The organism is Pukyongia salina, from assembly GCF_002966125.1.
GTDB lineage: Bacteria > Bacteroidota > Bacteroidia > Flavobacteriales > Flavobacteriaceae > Pukyongia > Pukyongia salina.
The window spans coordinates 1,071,376-1,088,947 of record NZ_CP027062.1 but is presented as its reverse complement, the minus strand read 5'-3'; the positions used below and the strand labels follow the sequence as shown (position 1 = coordinate 1,088,947).

General features: G+C 43.1%; 13 protein-coding genes. 5 read left to right on the top strand and 8 right to left on the bottom strand.

What is annotated here, in order from left to right:
* Positions 1 to 35: 35 nt before the first annotated feature.
* Positions 36 to 839, bottom strand: a complete 804-nt coding sequence (locus C5O00_RS04835) for an SH3 domain-containing protein (RefSeq protein ID WP_105215437.1) — start codon at positions 837 to 839, stop codon at positions 36 to 38.
* Positions 840 to 893: 54 nt separating this feature from the next.
* Entirely contained in the window at positions 894 to 2,003 is a 1,110-nt protein-coding gene (gene dinB, locus C5O00_RS04830; protein WP_105215436.1) for a DNA polymerase IV, read from the bottom strand.
* 45 nt (positions 2,004 to 2,048) lie between these two features.
* On the opposite strand from dinB, the gene C5O00_RS04825 reads away from it, so the two are divergent.
* Together C5O00_RS04825 and C5O00_RS04820 are read left to right on the top strand one after the other, a co-directional pair.
* A complete protein-coding gene (locus C5O00_RS04825) occupies positions 2,049 to 2,528 on the top strand; it encodes a CYTH domain-containing protein (RefSeq protein WP_105215434.1) in 480 nt (159 codons plus the stop codon).
* A complete protein-coding gene (locus tag C5O00_RS04820; protein ID WP_105215432.1) occupies positions 2,518 to 3,072 on the top strand; it encodes a YciI family protein in 555 nt (184 codons plus the stop codon). Before C5O00_RS04825 ends, C5O00_RS04820 begins: the two co-directional genes overlap by 11 nt.
* On the opposite strand, the gene C5O00_RS04815 is transcribed toward C5O00_RS04820, so the two are convergent.
* From C5O00_RS04815 to C5O00_RS04790, 6 genes are all read right to left on the bottom strand, one after another.
* Positions 3,069 to 3,764, bottom strand: a complete 696-nt coding sequence (locus tag C5O00_RS04815) for a copper homeostasis protein CutC (protein WP_105215430.1) — start codon at positions 3,762 to 3,764, stop codon at positions 3,069 to 3,071. The genes C5O00_RS04820 and C5O00_RS04815 overlap by 4 nt on opposite strands.
* Entirely contained in the window at positions 3,761 to 6,082 is a 2,322-nt protein-coding gene (locus C5O00_RS04810) for a beta-N-acetylhexosaminidase (RefSeq protein WP_105215428.1), read from the bottom strand. Before C5O00_RS04810 ends, C5O00_RS04815 begins: the two co-directional genes overlap by 4 nt.
* A 23-nt stretch (positions 6,083 to 6,105) precedes the next feature.
* Positions 6,106 to 8,478, bottom strand: coding sequence for a penicillin-binding protein 1C (gene pbpC / locus C5O00_RS04805; RefSeq protein ID WP_105215426.1), 2,373 nt, complete (start codon positions 8,476 to 8,478; stop codon positions 6,106 to 6,108).
* Positions 8,478 to 14,033 carry an alpha-2-macroglobulin family protein gene (locus C5O00_RS04800; protein WP_105215424.1) on the bottom strand — a complete coding sequence of 1,852 codons (5,556 nt, stop codon included), beginning with the start codon at positions 14,031 to 14,033 and terminating at the stop codon, positions 8,478 to 8,480. Before C5O00_RS04800 ends, pbpC begins: the two co-directional genes overlap by 1 nt.
* A gap of 208 nt (positions 14,034 to 14,241) precedes the next feature.
* The gene (locus tag C5O00_RS04795) at positions 14,242 to 14,541 is read right to left on the bottom strand and encodes an antibiotic biosynthesis monooxygenase family protein (RefSeq protein WP_105215422.1); all 300 of its coding nucleotides are present in this window, start codon (positions 14,539 to 14,541) and stop codon (positions 14,242 to 14,244) included.
* Positions 14,542 to 14,547: 6 nt separating this feature from the next.
* On the bottom strand, positions 14,548 to 15,603 hold the full coding sequence (locus C5O00_RS04790) for an isoaspartyl peptidase/L-asparaginase family protein (RefSeq protein WP_105215420.1): 1,056 nt from the start codon (positions 15,601 to 15,603) through the stop codon (positions 14,548 to 14,550).
* 203 nt (positions 15,604 to 15,806) lie between these two features.
* Between C5O00_RS04790 and C5O00_RS04785 the strand changes: the two genes are divergently transcribed.
* The 3 genes from C5O00_RS04785 (at position 15,807) to C5O00_RS04775 (ending at position 17,518) form a co-directional block, all read left to right on the top strand.
* Positions 15,807 to 16,310 carry a CAP domain-containing protein gene (locus C5O00_RS04785; protein ID WP_105215418.1) on the top strand — a complete coding sequence of 168 codons (504 nt, stop codon included), beginning with the start codon at positions 15,807 to 15,809 and terminating at the stop codon, positions 16,308 to 16,310.
* A 63-nt stretch (positions 16,311 to 16,373) separates the two neighbouring features.
* Positions 16,374 to 16,913 carry a 3-hydroxyanthranilate 3,4-dioxygenase gene (locus tag C5O00_RS04780; RefSeq protein WP_105215416.1) on the top strand — a complete coding sequence of 180 codons (540 nt, stop codon included), beginning with the start codon at positions 16,374 to 16,376 and terminating at the stop codon, positions 16,911 to 16,913.
* The gene (locus C5O00_RS04775; protein ID WP_105215414.1) at positions 16,913 to 17,518 is read left to right on the top strand and encodes a pyridoxine/pyridoxamine 5'-phosphate oxidase; all 606 of its coding nucleotides are present in this window, start codon (positions 16,913 to 16,915) and stop codon (positions 17,516 to 17,518) included. Before C5O00_RS04780 ends, C5O00_RS04775 begins: the two co-directional genes overlap by 1 nt.
* The last annotated feature ends 54 nt before the right edge of the window (positions 17,519 to 17,572 follow it).

Sequence of the window (17,572 nt, the reverse complement as noted above, 5' to 3'; positions counted from 1 at the left end):
GCGACCCGGAAGGGTCGCTTTTCAATTCATTAAATTTATTTAATTGTTTCAGTCCTGGAGATCTTCATGCCATCTCCAACTTGTTCTATAGTGACCTTGGCATCAAACTGCTTCGAACTGTACACGTAGGATATATTCTCCAATCCGTCATCATTTCTGTTTATTTCCAACTGGCTGGTCCATATTCCTTTTTTAGGCTTCCCATCGAATATTATTTCAGATTTCTTACCCTTGGGGTTAGGAAATTCGAATTCCTTGGGGAAATCGAACAATCGCTGAGCCATAAAAAAAGCTTCGTGCCACTGGGCTCCGGGGAGTAATATAGATTCTGTGTTTACAGGGTTGCTGGCAGTTCCTTTTGTGGCTTCTGTATACTTTACCTCGGGATAGTATTGCTGAAGTTCCATAGCATAGCCTTTTACCGTAATATTAAGTTCGGGGGGGAAATATCTGGACAAGTAGCCATTAAATGCAAATCCTTTTTTATGATTGAACTCTACTTCGTTCATACCGCCTTTTATTCCGGCTACGGTCATCGTATGCTTGTCTTCAGCATTAATTACTTTCACCTTGGTGCCATAAGGCATCCGGGCTAATTTATTACTCTGAAGGTTTCCAAATTCCCTGAGGCTTAACCCACTTGGAGCCGTTACATAAAGATAATTACCACGAGTGGTTTCATTACTGTTTACATCGGCAATGGCGAGGTCCTGGGGGACATTTTCTGCAGATTCTTGATCGGGATTTTCCTGGAGTGATGAAGATTCGACTTCATTCTTACAGGAAATGAATACCGTTGTTAAAACGAGGGTTGCTAGTGCAAAAACTACTTTTTTCATGATCGTAAAGGTTTTAGTTAATAATGAAATTCAAGTAGTTCTGTAATTCACTTGCTAAAAATCGAGTTTAAGTTGTACGTCAATAGTTTTATCTGGCGGAGGTTGTTCCTCCTTCCTGTTGTCCTCATTGTTGAGGTTTGATAAGGAAATTCCCAACAAGCGTACCGAATCTTTCATTTTTTCCTGATATAACAAATCTTTAACGTTCTCCATCAACAATTCTTTGGAAGAAATGAAAAGTGGGAGCGTCTTGCTACGTGTTTGTAACGTGAAATCACTATACTTAATTTTAAGGGTTACCGTTTTTCCTGCCAGATTATTCTTTTTAAGCCTTCGCTCAACTTCCTGGGCTATACCTTCCAGGCGTTCTAACATAAAGATCTCACTGGAAATATTCTCGTTAAAGGTACGTTCTGCAGCAAGAGATTTCTGTATACGTGAAGGCTTCACCTGGCTCTTGTGAATGCCGCGAACTATATCGTAGTAAAACCTCCCGCTTTTACCGAATTTCTCCTCCAGGAATGAAAGCGATTTACTCTTCAAATCATTACCCGTATAGATTCCATGCAGATACATTTTCTCTCTGGTCACCTTCCCAACTCCATAGAATTTTTTTATATCCAACTGTTCAAGAAATTCGATCACCTCCTCTGGTGGAACTGTTTTTTGCCCATTGGGTTTATTGATATCACTGGCAATCTTAGCAACAAACTTATTAATGGAAATACCTGCGGAAGCATTCAATCCGGTCTTTTCCCTGATCATAGCTCGTATGTCCCTGGCAATCAAGGTAGCACTGGGGTTTCCTATTTTATTATGGGTAACATCCAGATATGCTTCGTCCAGAGAAAGCGGCTCCACCAGGTCTGTATATTCATGAAATATCTTCCTAATTTGCCCGGAGATCTCTTTATAACGATCGAAGCGAGGCCGCACAAAAATTAGATCGGGGCATCGCTTCCTCGCCAGTACACCGCTCATAGCAGACCGCACTCCAAATTTACGCGCCTCATAACTGGCTGCACTCACCACGCCCCGGGGTCCTCCGCCTCCAACCGCAATGGGCTTCCCAAGCAGTTCCGGATTGTCCAATTGCTCCACAGATGCGTAAAACGCATCCATATCCACATGGATGATCTTTCTATAGGGAACTCCTTCAATCATACCGTAAAATTATGATATCTTAGTGATACTTCAGGAATCAATGGAATGATAGAAATAGAACGAAAATTTTTGGTGAATTCGAAGGCCTATAAAAACGAAAGCCGACAAAAAACTACAATCATTCAAGGGTTTCTTAATACCGATCCCGAACGAACTGTACGCATCCGCATCCGGGGTGAAATGGGATTTATCACCGTAAAGGGAAAATCTAATGATAGCGGTACTACCCGGTTCGAATGGGAAGACAATCTAAATATAAAGGATGCCAGGGCACTTTTACATCTATGTGAACCGGGGATCATTGAAAAGACCAGATATGAGATCTGCGTTGGAAAATCTTTGTACGAAGTGGACGAATTCCATGGCGAGAATGAAGGATTGGTAATTGCGGAGATCGAACTTAAGTCGGAAACCTCTCCCTTCCAGAAACCCGATTGGCTGGGTGCTGAAGTTACCGGAGACGTACGGTATTACAATTCTAATCTTGGTAAAAATCCCTATAAAAACTGGAAAGATGAAACGTAAATTTTTGTTGCTTTTACTCCCGGTCCTCATTATTGCTTGTAAGGACGAACCAAAAACCCATAACCATAATGATCATCTAACCGAAGAAATAGAAGACGATCACACTAACCATCAACATAACGATGGAAAAGAATTACATTTTGGTGTTGAAGGGAGATCTATTTCAGAAATAAAAAAAGAACTAACCGATAAGGGATATCAGCTGTTCGATTATGTAGATCCGGATACAAGGGATACCATTCTAATGCAACAGTACTTCATAGCCTTCCTGAAACGCGGGCCAAATCGATCGCAGGATTCACTTGAAGCTTCCAAACTCCAGGAGGCACATCTCAAGCATTTAGGCAGAATGTACGATCTGGGATATGCCGATATTTCGGGGCCTTTTGGCGATGATTGGGATATTAGAGGGATCACCATTTACAATGTCCCCACCTTTCAAATGGCAGATAGTTTGGCAAATTTGGACCCCATGGTTAAGGCGGGTAGGCTGTTAATAGAAATTCACCCATGGTGGGCAGCTAAAGGATTTCCATTACGCTAACGAAGTAAATTCACAATTTCTTTTATAGTATTTAAATCTGACACACCCTCAACGCCATTTTCAAATAACGAACCGGCGGGTTTTGTTTTATTGATCGCCGAGAGATGCACACTTTTAAAACCTGCTTCTTTAAAGACCAAAACATTGGCGGGGCTAATACCGGCTCCCGGCATGATCTCTATCTTGTGCTGTGAAAGTTCATGAAGCCTAATAAGGAGCTCGATGCCATCGATGGCCTTGGGTTGTTGCCCGGAAGTAAGCAACCTGTCTACGCCTAGTTTCAAAAGATCGTTAATAGCGGATATTGGTTTTGCACACACATCGAAGGCCCGGTGAAAAGTAAATTTCATGCCTTCGGCCGCTTCCATAAGCCGTGCAGTATTATTGATGTCAATTTCGTTCTCAGCAGTGAGAACGCCACTTACAATTCCTGCACATCCGCTATCTCGACAATACCGTATAGAATGGATCATGTCGCTGATCTCAGTTTCAGAAAAACAAAAATTACCCGCCCTAGGGCGAACAAGCACATGAACCGGAATATTTATTTCCGAAATTACTTTATCGATCAAGTCCTTAGGTGGAGTTACTCCACCCACCGAAAGCTTAGTGCAGAGTTCTATCCTATCTGCACCGCCCTGCCAGGCAGCCACCGCGCTTTCGAAATTAGATGCACAGATCTCGACTATCATTGGATAATGATCTCATCTATAAAGGTCCAGGCTTTGTTACCCGCTCCTTGTTTCCCATCCGGGATGGTTCCGAAATTTGGGATCTTAAGTTTGATAAATTTAGTGGTTAAGGTATCAATATCCAGGATGGCATTCACCCGTGTGGCATCTGGATTCAGATCCAGGGTTTGATCTATTTGATAATCAATCCCGTTTTTTGAAATGAGCAAAGTCACTTGATTAGGCGCATAGATCCATTGTCCGGGAGCGTGGAAAAAACTGGTTGAAATCCAGCTAAGCTCCTGTGCTGTATCCAGCTCGATGGTAACCTCAAGATCGTCCCCCCAGAAACCCAGCCACTCAGAATCCCCATAGCGGGAGTCGCTTCCTTTAATACCATTATTTAAGGCTTCTACTCCCCCCGAACTGTAAGATTTATAAGGATGGGTATTCAAATTAATTTTAGCGAACATTCCTTTATGAAAAGTGATATCCTCCACAAAAGTGTCACTAACTACCTGTCCATCCTTATAGACCATAGCCTTTATCTGTGTTCTCAAACCACCAATTGGGAATGGCTCATTATACGCTGTTAAATTCCCGTTGGGTAACATGTATTTTATCAATTTCCCAGAAGTGGGTGTCGATAATTTATAGTAAACGCCTTCTTTTCGCTTTATCACTTCACCTTTTATGGAGTATAGATGGTTCGCATAATTTACATGCATCGCCTCCAAGCGTTGGTGAAAACTTTCAACCCTGTTTACAAAATGGGCAAAGTCTTCTCCAAAATTTTCGGTAGGCCCACTCCAAACCACTTCACTCATAGCCAACATTCTTGGAAAGATCATATACTCAACCTGTTGCTTGGTCTTCATATATTCGGTCCAGACATTTCCCTGGGCGCCAAGCACATATTTTGCCTCTTCCGGGGATAATTCTTCGGGAATCGGATTAAACCCATACACTTTCTCCAAAGGAAGAAATCCTCCTATCGCCAGCGGTTCTGTGGTTCTTTCGCTTTGGTAATAATCGAAATAAGCATGCGAGGTGGGGGTCATGATCACTTTATGGCCTGATTTGGCCGCTTCTATTCCACCTTGTGTACCCCGCCATGACATCACCGTCGCATTTGGTGCCAGGCCTCCTTCCAGGATCTCATCCCACCCAATAATGCTCTTACCTTTACTATTAATAAAAGTCTCTATTTCTTTGATAAACCAACTCTGTAACTCGTGCTCGTCTTTTAGTCCGTGGTCCCGGATCAATTTCTGACAATGAGCGCATTGCTTCCATTTGGTCTTTGGCGCTTCATCCCCACCAATATGGATGTATTCTCCCGGGAATAGTTCGATCACTTCGGTGAGGACTCCTTTAAGGAAAGCAAAGGTTTTCTGGTTTGGACAATAGATATTTTCAAATACGCCCCATTTAGTGGCTACCGGCACCTGCTCTCCGGAGCAGCCTAATTCCGGATAAGCACTAATGGCAGCCTGGGCATGTCCCGGCATTTCAATTTCGGGCACAATTGTAATATGGTGGGCTTCTGCATAGGCAATGATCTCTTTTATGTCTTCTTTGGAGTAGAATCCCCCATAACGTTGTCCGTCGAATTTTTGAGGAGTATCATTGTAATGTCCTAGCAGGGTTTCGTCCCTAAAGGCTGCATGTGTGGTTAAACGAGGAAACTGCTCAATTTCAATACGCCAGCCCTGGTCTTCGGTGAGATGCCAATGAAAATAGTTCATCTTCAACATAGCCAGGTAGGAAATGTATTCTTTAATAAATTCCTTCGGAAAAAAATGTCGGGCAACATCCAGATGCATTCCTCTATAAGCGAATCTAGGGGCATCGGTTATGGTGACTGCCGGAATTTCAGCAGTTGATTTCTCTCTAACCATTGCCGTTTCCATATCAGGAGGAAGTATTTGACGAATGGTTTGAACCCCGTAAAAAACCCCTGCCTTGTCAGCCCCTTCTAACAAAATTCCATTGTTGCTCACCGTTAAACGATATCCTTCGGCAGGGAGGGTTGTATCAGTTTTAAAGTGAATATCGGCCTTTTCGGGATCGGCTATAGTTTTCAGACTTATACCGGTTCCGTTTAAAATATATTTCTGAAAAAATTGATTGGCATATTTAAATTCTTCGGAAGAGCTAAAGGTTGTTTCCTCGGTAATTATAAAACTTCCATCCTGATGTTGAATACTTTGTGGTGCCGGGATGATATTTACTTCAGAAACAAAATGAGAATTACTTTTTTTATTACATCCACTTAAAAGAAAAAATATGGAGAGGAGAACAAGTGCTGGAGAAAGTGTTGGCCGGGTTCGTTTCATTTACTAAAAATAATGAAAAAGACTTAGGAACCACTAGCTACAGACACTTCTAATTTTCGATGGATCTGGTTGCCTTCCTGGTCCACAACAGTTAAAACAAAATTTCCGGGCACGGGCTGCAAGGCTATTTCGTGAAAGGTATCTGTCATTCCTATAAAACGTGAGTCTAGATACCAGTATAATTTGGTCTCAGACGATCTATGAGCTACTTTTAAAATAATGTCGTTTATGTTTTCATTGAAATCCCTGGCCAAAACTATGGCCTCATTTCTTTTGGGATAGATAAATTCCATAAGCTGTTCGCCATCCTGCAGGCAATCACTTCTAAATTCCGGCAGCGGGATATATTCCGGATGTTTTTTAGCGTAGTAATATTCCATAACCGGAGGAAGTGTGAACCAGCTTTTTTGCTGCATGTTGGCTAGAGGGTAGCAGGAGGAATTAACCTGATGTCTGCCTTCTGCATCCAGGAATACTTGTTGGTGGTAATTACAAGGAGACGTTCGGGTTCCGAGTTTAGGAATGAATTCGCGACTTACCGATTCACAATTAACGCCGGCCAGATATCCACTTTTCACACAAATTTCACTTTCGATCATCTCGTCGTACGGAATTGCAAACCAATCACTTTTTGGAAGTGCATCGAGCACATCGAACAATATGGGTGCCGCAGCCTGAATACCGGTTAACCCGGGTCTTCCTTCCCCGTCGGCATTCCCTGCCCAAACACCTATAGCATAACGCGGTGTTACTCCAACCGCCCATGCGTCTTTAAATCCGAAACTGGTGCCCGTCTTCCATGCAATTGGCTGGGAATTACTAAAAAAACTCCAGTTTTCCTCCCCTTGTGGGCGATTTACCTGCTGAAGCGCTTCAAGGGTCTTATAGATAGCCGCCGCATTAAAAACTATGGGGTCGCCGGATATTTTGTCGGTGTTATGGCTATTGTTTTTAACAAATTGAGGCCTTTTAAATGAGGCTGAAGTGTATTCGCTGGAACTACCATTAAAAAAATTTAAAGTAGCTGCCATACTTGCGTAAGCATTTGTCACTTCCCACAACGAACTCTCTGCTCCCCCCAAGATGAGTGAGAGTCCGTAGTAATTTGCAGGTTTGTCAATGCTCTTAAAATTCAATTCCTGCAATCTTCGATGGAATCTGTCCAAACCATAGGTTCGAAGCATTCGTACAGCGGGTACGTTAAGGGATCTGGATAAAGCTATGCTGGCAGGTACTGCACCGTTAAATTCACCATCGAAATTTTCAGGGCTATAACCGTTGATGACAGTAGGTATATCGGCCACGAGACTGTTGGGAAGTAACTCTCCGTTATTCAGCAGGGAGGTATATAAAAAGGGTTTTAGTACGCTGCCCGTGCTACGCGATTTGTCAATAATATCTACATATTTGTTGTTTTCAAGAGTAGTAGGCGCATTACCCAGATAGGCAAGTACCTCTCTGGAATCTACATCGAGAATGAGAACAGCCAGGTTGTGTATTTCATTCTGCTTAAGGGTGTAATGTTGCTGTGCCGCGATACGATTCAATTTATTTTGCAGCTCTGCCGAAATTGTGGTTTTTACTCGTTCACCCGGGTGTTCCCTTTTCATACGTTCGGTAAGGTGTAAGGCAATTTCAGGTAGAGGCAGGGGTTTCCCTGGTAGGGATTCGTCCAATGCCAATTGGTAGGTTGTTTGATCTATAATTCCTTTAGTGTAAAGTTTCTCTAACAGGCGGTCGCGTTTCTTTTTTAGAACACCTTCATTTTTACCCGGGAAAATAAGAGAAGGAGCATTAGGTAGAATCGCCAAAGAAGCCGATTGCCCCCAGCTTAGTTCGGATGCCGGAAGGCCGAAATAGCGCCAGCTTGCTGTCTCCAGGCCTACCACATTGCCTCCAAAGGGCGCATGTGAAGCATACATTTTCAGGATGTCGTTCTTGGAATAACCGACTTCCAACCGCGTGGCCATTAAAATCTCGATACCTTTTTCAAAATAGGTCCGCGGCTTATTCTTTCGGGAGAGGCGAATCACCTGCTGTGTCAGGGTACTACCACCTCTTCGCTTATCGGTAGTGAGATTCTGCCACAAAGCTTTACCCATGGAAACAGGATTGATACCTGGATGAACATAGAAATATTCATCTTCAAAATGAAGTATGCATTGCTCGAAGCGATACGGGATCGAATCTGTTTCTGGGAAACGCCACTGTCCGTCATCCGCGATACGGGCACCCAGCATAACTCCTTCCCTACTTTCTACCACAGTAGAGGTGGGGCTGGTGAAAAACTCGGCCGGCAGACAAAATAACCATAGGCCGAACAATATCAGGCATATTGAAATTTTTACTTTATGCCGATAAAGCCTGTGTGCGATATTGGAACTCGTTACTCTCATTATCTCTCAACCACAACCCAGGTTCCTTTAGTTCTAGCGTAATATGTATTGTCGTACATAGCCTCGGCCTGGGTACCTGGAAGATAATAGGTGCCTAAATAGGAGGCATTAAGTTTAACTGTAAAGGTCTTTGTTGATTTCTTTGCAAGATCAAAATAGAAATTTACCCTGTCATCCCTTATGTCGGTGTATCGTGCATTACCTTTTGCACCTCCGCCTAGCTCGGTAAAGCTTGTATTTACAATTTCCCAACCACTGGGTAGGATCTGTGAGAGCGCAATATTATCTATGTAGTCGTTAGAGGTATTTGTCACCCCTATCTTCATGGTGATCTCTGTACCTTGTTTAAGATTCGAAACTACCATTTGCGCGCCTTCACCATCGAGAAACTGAGTTTTCAGCGCCAGCTTTCGCTGTGCAGTAAGTTCATCACCCAGGGGTAATTTACCCTGCTGCGATAAGTTCACATATACCACATTTGCCTGGTTGTTTGATATCGTTATACTATTAGATCCCATAGATATATCCAGATCACGTTCGGCCATGGCGTTCTTAGTATTTAAAACCTCTTTTTTTCCACTATTGGTGAAGGAAATATCTATCGCCTTTCCACCATTTTTCGAGATCATTTTAGAAAGTGCCAGCAGGGCAAAGGCAGTTTCCTGTGTGCTATACCATGTATTGGAAGAAAGTCCCTTTGCCAAGGATACAGATAGATCCCTTTGTTTTGGATCCTCCAGGATCGTCATTGTTTCCAAAGCCATAGCCATGTTTCTAAATGGCGATCCATAGCTGTAATAATTATATCTATTGGATTCGAAATTCAGATTAGCCGTTCCGGCTAAATCTTCAGCCACCTTTTTCTTGCCGGCAAGGGCATAGGCAGCCGCTAATCTCCATTTAGCGTCATTGTTCATTTTACCAGATTCGCGCAATCGGTTCATTGCGGCAAGTTCCGGCTGGCCAGCCAATGCCAGGGTAAACAGTCTGTACGCCTGAATATGACTGGAATTGTACGAAGTACTATTACTTCTCCATTGCCTGGCAGCACTTTTCTGGTAACTCAACCAATTGCTTAGAAAAGTTATGGGTAGGGCATACCCTTGTTTTTTAGCCTCCAACATAAAGTGGCCGGCATAATTGGTACCCCAGTCGTCAATTTCACTTTCTCCGGGCCAGTAACTCAGCCCTCCACCGGCTCTTTGAAAATTATTAAGGCGTTTGATGGCAGCTTTTACATTACGCTCCATTTGCTCTTTCTTATCGAAAGTAAGGTCGAAAATGTCGTCCAGGTATAATTGCGGAAACGCACCGGAAGTAGTTTGTTCAATACAGCCGTGAGGATACCTAATTAGATAACCCATCCGTTTGTTAAAGTCCATTGGAGGTAGCGTGGAAAATTCCAGCGTAGCTTTATTTGTACCGGCTACCCCAAAAGTATCGAATGTAATAGTTTGCACTGCATTAGGGTCTAAGGTATACAAGGTAGATTTTTGAGAAACAGGATTAGGATTTTCAACATCGATCTCCACTTGATAACTCGCTTTTTCTCCACTTCCAGTCGCGGTGACTTCTATGGTCTGAAATTCGGCAGCAGGAAGAACCTCGAATTCGAAGTTCACGATCTGTTCACCCGGTTCGGAGAACGAAATATTTTTTTCTGTTCCATCGATCGCTTTAAGTGCATCTCCCGTTTTTATGGTGATTCGAGCATTCTTAACCTTTTTCTCCATAGCAAACACCGTAACCGGCAGTGTTACTTTTTCACCCGGAGATAATTTTCGAGGCAGCGACGCCAGTACCATTAGGGGTTTTCTAACCGGGGTGGTTATATCAGCTTTTCCGTAGGCTCCTAGCTTGTCATCACCAGCTATGATCATAGTCCTTACCGATCCAATATAATTTGGCATTTTAATATTGTGAGAGGCTGTTTGGCCTTTTTCGAGTGTAAACGGCCCCAGAAATTTTACTACCGGCTTAAATCTGTCTGCTTTTCGGTTTTTTGCTCCGGCTGCTTCATCGCCACCTCCTACGGCAAAAATATTATCCACACTGCCGGAGTATGCCCCAATAATGTAATCGTATATATCGAAGGTTTTCACTCCCAGTGCTTCACGCGAATAAAATGCCTGATGAATCTCGGGGGTTTTAAATCTTGTGAGATCCAGTAACCCTTCATCTACCATGGCGATAGTATAAGTCATCGGTTTTTTGTTTTCTTCAGAAACTTTAACCGTAAAATTCTCCTCTGGCTTTAAGACCTTGGGTATATCCAGAACGGGATGAAGCCTGGTTGCCGGATTTTCCACCAAAAGGGGAATTACTCCGTAAAGCCGTATGGGGAGGTCATTTTTAGTTTGCTCATGAGGTTGTAATAGCGAAATGTTCACATACACATTTGGTGTCATTTCCTTTGTGAGTTCGATACTGGTGGTGGTTTCTCCCTTTGTAGTTTTTATCCATTGAGTAGAGAGGACTTCGGTGCCGTTTTCTATGCTTATCAAGGCACGTCCCTCACTTCCGGATGGGAAAGTTATGGTTGCCTTGTCGCCCACGTTATACGATTCTTTATCTGCTGAAAAAACCAGCATTTGTGCACTTTCGGCATCCCCGTCGGCTGGTTGTTTCCACCAGTTTCTGTAGAAGTAGGCCACCCGTCCTGTGGCATGGCCGGATTCTATATCTAATACCCTGATAAGATATCGACCACCCTCATCTTCAGGAATATTGATATCGAAGGTTGCTTTCCCACCGGCGTCTGAAGTCACCTTAAATTTCTTTACAGGACGATGCACGCGTGCATTTTCATATCGCGACAAATTTTCACGCCCTCTGCTCCACCACCATCGCCATTCAATGCGGAATACCTGAACTTCTACTGTTCTATTACCATCAGGGTTCCCCTGGGCATCTACGGTCGCCAGGTCGAATTGTGTGTTTTCGTCTGTAAAATAAGAACCATACCGATGCGGTTTTGGAGAACGCAATCCTACAAAATGGCTGTAAGGAGACAAGTTTTTTGAAATCACGTCTATAGAAAAATCACCGCCACCTTCAAACACTTTTGTTAAGAAGGTTGCGCGTAACATACCCGGGGCTTTTTTACTAATATTAAAGGCTTCTGAAAAGTTTACCCTTCCATCGTTTGAAAGAGAAGTGTTTATGAACGGGATCTCGACTTCATCGAAATTTCGCACCGGGTCGTTGAAGGTATAACCCTTAAATTTTTCAAAGGCCGTTGAGGTGGATCTCAAGGTGGCTTCCATCTCGATCTTCATATTCCGGGCTGGAGCTCCGTGTAACCATAGGACTTCGGCATTACCGGTAACTGGTTTGGTAGCGTCGAGGATTTCATCATCGAAATTTAATTTTATTTTCAGGCGATTTGGTTTTACCGTGGCGACTTTCAGTGTTTTACCAAAGGTCACACCACCTACACTAACAGTAGCGTTCCAGTTTCCGGTAGGAGCGGCTGCATCGGTAGCTAAGGGGAAGTAGTAAAAATTATTTTCGGAAATACCATCGGAAGTCCCCCGGCCATTGATCACTTTTCGTTCTACCAGTTTTCCCCGGGCGTCCTTTAGTTGTAATGTTACAGGATGTCCCTTCGGAAGCGGATTTGCAAGATCGTTTAGTACAAAAGTGAGATGGATGCTGTCTCCCGGCCGATGAACACCTCGTTCGGTATAAAGGAATCCTTTCAATCCTTTTTGTAGTTCTTTACCCGAAACGTCGAATTTACTCAAGGAAAGCGCGTTACCGTCCTCTAGTTTCGCATAGGCATAATTATATCCTATTTGAGCTACTGCGAAGGCAATGTTCTTGTCGCTGTCATAAACGGTTAAACCATCTTTATCGGTAGTTACGGTATGAATAAGTTGCTGCTGATAGTTGTATAATTTGATCTTTACCGAGGATTCCGGATTGGCCGTAATAAGATTGGACGTGGCGAAATGATAGGAGCGATTTTTACCCTTCTTTACAATAAGACCCAGATCGCTACCCATTACATTTGCTGTGATATTCCTATCCTCATTATAATAGGCTGCATGACAAGGATTGTCCCGTTGCTCCCAGTTATAGGTATAGGTTCTCCAGCGATAGATCTCGTTGTCCCAATATCGTTCTTCGCGTTCATTTTCGTCCAGGTTGGAAGCATCTGCATATTCGATATAATCGTCGTTCGGATCGCCGTCTTCTGCATTAGAACAATCGTAACCACTATCTTCTTTACTGAAACTAAATTCTATCTGGTAGAGTGCTCCCGGATCTGCTTTAAAAAATTCGGAAAGATTGATCGCATAGGCTTTCCAGGATCCATCCGAAGTGATACCGTCCTCTTCTAAGGACATTGTAGTAGAAGCCACACGCCTGCCAACTCTTCGTATATTGTAACTACTGGTGTTATTGAGATTTGATGTTTGCAGGAACTGCAGCATATTATTTTCGAAGATCTGTATAACCCTAATATCAACTGTTTTAAGGTTCACCGCTTCAAAATATAAAGGAGTTGAGGCCGCATTGGGAAGGATCACTCCATCAGAGAGAAGTCTAACCGCAGGCTTTAGCTGCTCGAAGGAGATCAGTTCGGAAAATTCTTTTTTCAGTTTAAATCCTTCGGTGTTCTTTATACCACTAAAGAGAGTTACCCGCGAAGTTCCGGTAAGACGAGTATTCGGATAAGCGATAAGTACATTACCATCTACCTCAAAACGTAAGTTATCGGCATTTTCAATGGTCACCAAACCGGCAAAATCCTGATCTTCCTGTAGTGGATCTGAAAAATTTACGGTAAGGGAAGCCTGGGGGGCATGAGTGCTTTCCACGCCTACAACCTTAAAATTGTTCTGGCCCGGGATAGGAAAATCCTCGCTGCCTTTGGATTGGGCTTCGATAGGATCTCCATCCCAGCTGATGGTGATCTTCGAGTCATCCATCTTTCGCTGAATGCTATCTATGGTGAAGTTGAAATATCGGGCGGCCTCGTCCTCGGCGGGCCATTTTATTTTTAGCTTTTTCCCCTCCTGTACTGCAGTAACAAGTTGTTTAGCCTTGTCCAGGGTGATCACATCCGAGGTTTCCAGAGAACCACTCACATACTGCCATTGCTTGCTATAAGACTGAAGATTGTCTAGATCCAGTTTTAAATTTGGGGTAATGGTCTTAAAGGCAAATGTATATGCCTTAAATTCTTTACCTATGTCTTTATAGAGTTTCCCCAACTGAACGGTGATTGTGTATTCTGTGTCCGGCTTGAGATACTCGCTAGGCTGAAAAATTAAGGTTGTACTATTCTCGATAAGTAAAGTGCCATCGGTTTTAGGATGGATCTTCAAATAAGATGGGTCGATCTCCTCGGTAAGTTCGAATTGCTCTAATGGCTTTGCAAGCTCTATACGGATGGGAGCAGCTATACTCTGGTTGCCATACGTATGATGGGTAATATAATCTTTGAATTTAAAAAGGTTGTCTGTTTGAGAGGTTTCAGATTTGTCCTTACAGGCATGTAAAAGAACAATAGCAGTAATTGCAGCCAGGCGAAGCAATGATTTCATAATCGATGGTTTAGTAGTATTAAAAGTACAATAAAAGGGTGGTAGCACAAAGGCGGTCTCGTTGGCAAAAGATGAATAAATCACTGTTTACCAAATACGTAAAATCGTCTGCTGGGTGGGAAAGGGTTAAAAGTTGAACGGCGAGGATAGATTGCTTGGTATATGCACTTTTAACATTTGGGAGAAGTTTAACAATAGGGCAGGCGAATTAAGGCTCGAATTCGTACTCTCGTTCTACCCTGCAAATTCTTGTTCTATACCAGCGATACCACTGATTTCTCCCCAGGTGCTGAGCCTCTAAATGTTCCAGATTTTGCTTCCAGTTTTTTATGTCTTCCAAACTCTCCCAATAGCTTATGGTGATCCCAAGGTCTTCCCTGGCACTTTCAAAACCAAGATATCCGGGCTGTTTTTTGGCAAGGGTTTCCATTTTAATGGCCATTTCCTGATAGCCTTCAGTGTTATTTGAAAGTAGGCTGGTAAAGATGACTGCGTAATACGGTTTCATAGAAAACTATTCCTTATAGATGCCAATTATAAGCTCTCCCTTGGCGTTCATATGCGCTCGATACATACCTGCTGTATTGAATTCCATCGCAACATTGCCGTCTTTATCTATAGCTACAATACCTCCGTCACCACCAAGTTCAGGGACTTTTTTCTGAATTACTTCTGAAGCGGCTTCCTGCAGGCTTACCCCCTTATATTCCATCATGGCCGAAATATCATGGGCTACCATGGCTCTGATAAAATATTCACCCCAACCTGTGGAAGAAACGGCGCAAGTTGAGTTGTTGGCATAGGTTCCGGCGCCAATGATGGGAGCATCACCTATGCGGTTCCAGCGTTTATTGGTCATACCACCGGTTGAAGTTCCGGCGGCCAAATTTCCATTTTTGTCAAGGGCCGCACATCCAACAGTCCCGAACTTAGAATTTTTTATAAAGGGATCTTCAATCACGGAAATCTTGTTCTCGCTTTCTCTTTTCTTAACGTTTTGAAGAGATTGAAACCTTCTTTCTGTATAAAAGTACATAGGATCCACCAACTCAAAACCTCTTTCCGCAGCAAAAACTTCGGCTCCCTTTCCGCTTAGCATTACGTGAGGAGAATTATTCATAACCTCTAGTGCAAGATCGATGGGGTTTTTTATCCTGGTAACACCTGCTACCGCACCTGCATTAAGTGTGGCCCCATCCATGACAGAGGCATCCAACTCGTTGGTTTCTTCGTGTGTGAAGACCGCACCCTTTCCGGCGTTGAACAGGGGAGAGTCCTCCATCACATTTATTGTTTTAGTGACTGCTTCCATAGCCGTACCACCTCTGGCAAGGATATCGTGTCCCACGCGAATTGCTTCTTCCAGTTTTGCCTTAAAGGCATCCTCCAGGGAATCGCTCATATTCTCCTTCAAAATGGTCCCGGCACCGCCGTGAATTACGATTCCAAAAGTTGATGCGTTTTCTTCGGATTTTTCGGAAGGATCTGGGCCATTTTCTGCCGCTTTTTTATCGTTTTCGCAACTCAAAAACAGTAAAACAACACATAAAAGTGAAAAAATTTTAGCCATGACACATTTTTTAGCTGAATTCCGAAGATACCACAAAAACCAATGTTTTCCGAAGGAGAGCCCTATTTAATAATCAATTATTTCTTACACGAACTGTGCATTTCATCGATGAAATGCATAAAAAATAGGTTGAAATACACTTTTGCATGTTTTTTTTTCTATATTTGTCAAGCATCATGCCCCAAATTTGATGCCCCCCGCTTATGAAACTTGTAAAATACAGCCTACTGGCTATGGTATTTTTTACTACCATAGTATCCTGCTCTAAAGACGAAACGGTAGTTGTCGAAGAGGCAAACTACTCCATTGACCTTAACCTTGCCATGGAAACCGATTGGGAAATGGCAAATGCCATTCTCGTTCTGGTAAACCAACACCGAGAATCAATGGGATTACCTGCATTAAAAAGAGATCAAACGTATGCATCGGCTTACGCCGTTGAGCATACACAGTACATGATCCAAAAATCGAAACTAAGCCATGATAATTTTGGTGTTCGCTCTCAGGGTCTTAAAGACAGGGGAGCCACGATCGTTGGTGAGAATGTGGCCTACGGTTACAACACCGCAGAGGATGTGGTAAATGCCTGGTTGAATAGTCCAGGACACAGAAAGATCATCGAAGGATTGTTTACACATTCCGGATTTGGGATCATTCCCAACGGAAGAGGAGATTACTATTTTACTCAGCTCTTCTATAGAAAATAGCACTACTTTTTTTATAAGTTCTCCAATTGCCGTATTTTTATGAATTAACATAAAGATACGGCAATGGCTATTCCAAAACCTTTCAATTTAACCCAATGGGTTGAAGAAAACAGAGACCTTCTGAAACCTCCTGTAGGCAATAAGAATTTATACAAAGACGCCGAAGACTACATTGTGATGGTAGTAGCAGGTCCCAATGCCAGAAAGGATTATCACTATAATGAAACGGAAGAACTATTTTATCAGCTGGAAGGGAATATAGAGGTAATAATACAGGAAGACGGGGAGCGAAAGGTTATGAAACTTGGACCTGGAGACATGTATCTTCATCCGGCTAAAGTGCCGCATTCTCCGGCCAGAAGTGAGGGATCAATAGGATTGGTTGTAGAACGCAAGCGTGTCGATCTGGATGCTAAAGATGGATTGCTATGGTTCTGTGATAACTGTAATAACAAATTACACGAGGTGTATTTTCCGCTGCACGATATAGAAAAAGATTTTCTGAAACATTTTAAAGAGTTCTACGGTTCGAAAGAACTCCGTACCTGTGATAATTGCGGAACGGTGATGGAAGCCGATGAACGCTTTGTAGGTGACGATTAATGAAGGACATCTCTCATCTTCCGGAACAACCCGATCCTTTCGTGGTTTTTACTAATTGGTTTCATGAGCACTCCACACATACTAAGTCTGCACACCCGGGTGCATGTGTACTTTCCACAAATGGCCTGGATGGTTTTCCCAATGCCCGTTTTCTCTCTTTAAAACTGATAGAAGTTCCGTTTTTGATATTCGGAGGAACGCGGGAATCCCTGAAAGCAAAGGAAATCAGCAACGATCCGCATGCTGCTCTTACATTTTGGTGGGAAGAATCCAAAAGGCAGGTAAGGGTACAGGGGATCGCCGCTACAACTTCCGATGAACATTCAGACTTTTTATTCAGGAGGCGTGATAAGGCAGCACAGTTGGTAAGCACCATCAGCCAACAGGGTGCCCACCTGAACTCCTGGGAAGACCTCAAGGACCAATTTGATGCGGCCTTGGCCAGCCGCTATAATGAGTCTATTGCCAGGCCTGAGAACTGGTGCGGTTTCAAGGTGGAGCCCACCCGGTTCGAGTTTATGGAGTTCATGGATACCCGGCTGCATCGTCGTACGCTTTTCAGCAAAAAGAACAATGAATGGGTTGTGAAAATGGTTCAGCCCTGAATTGTGATGAAACAATGCCGGATCGTTTCTAATTACACTTGGAATACGTAACTT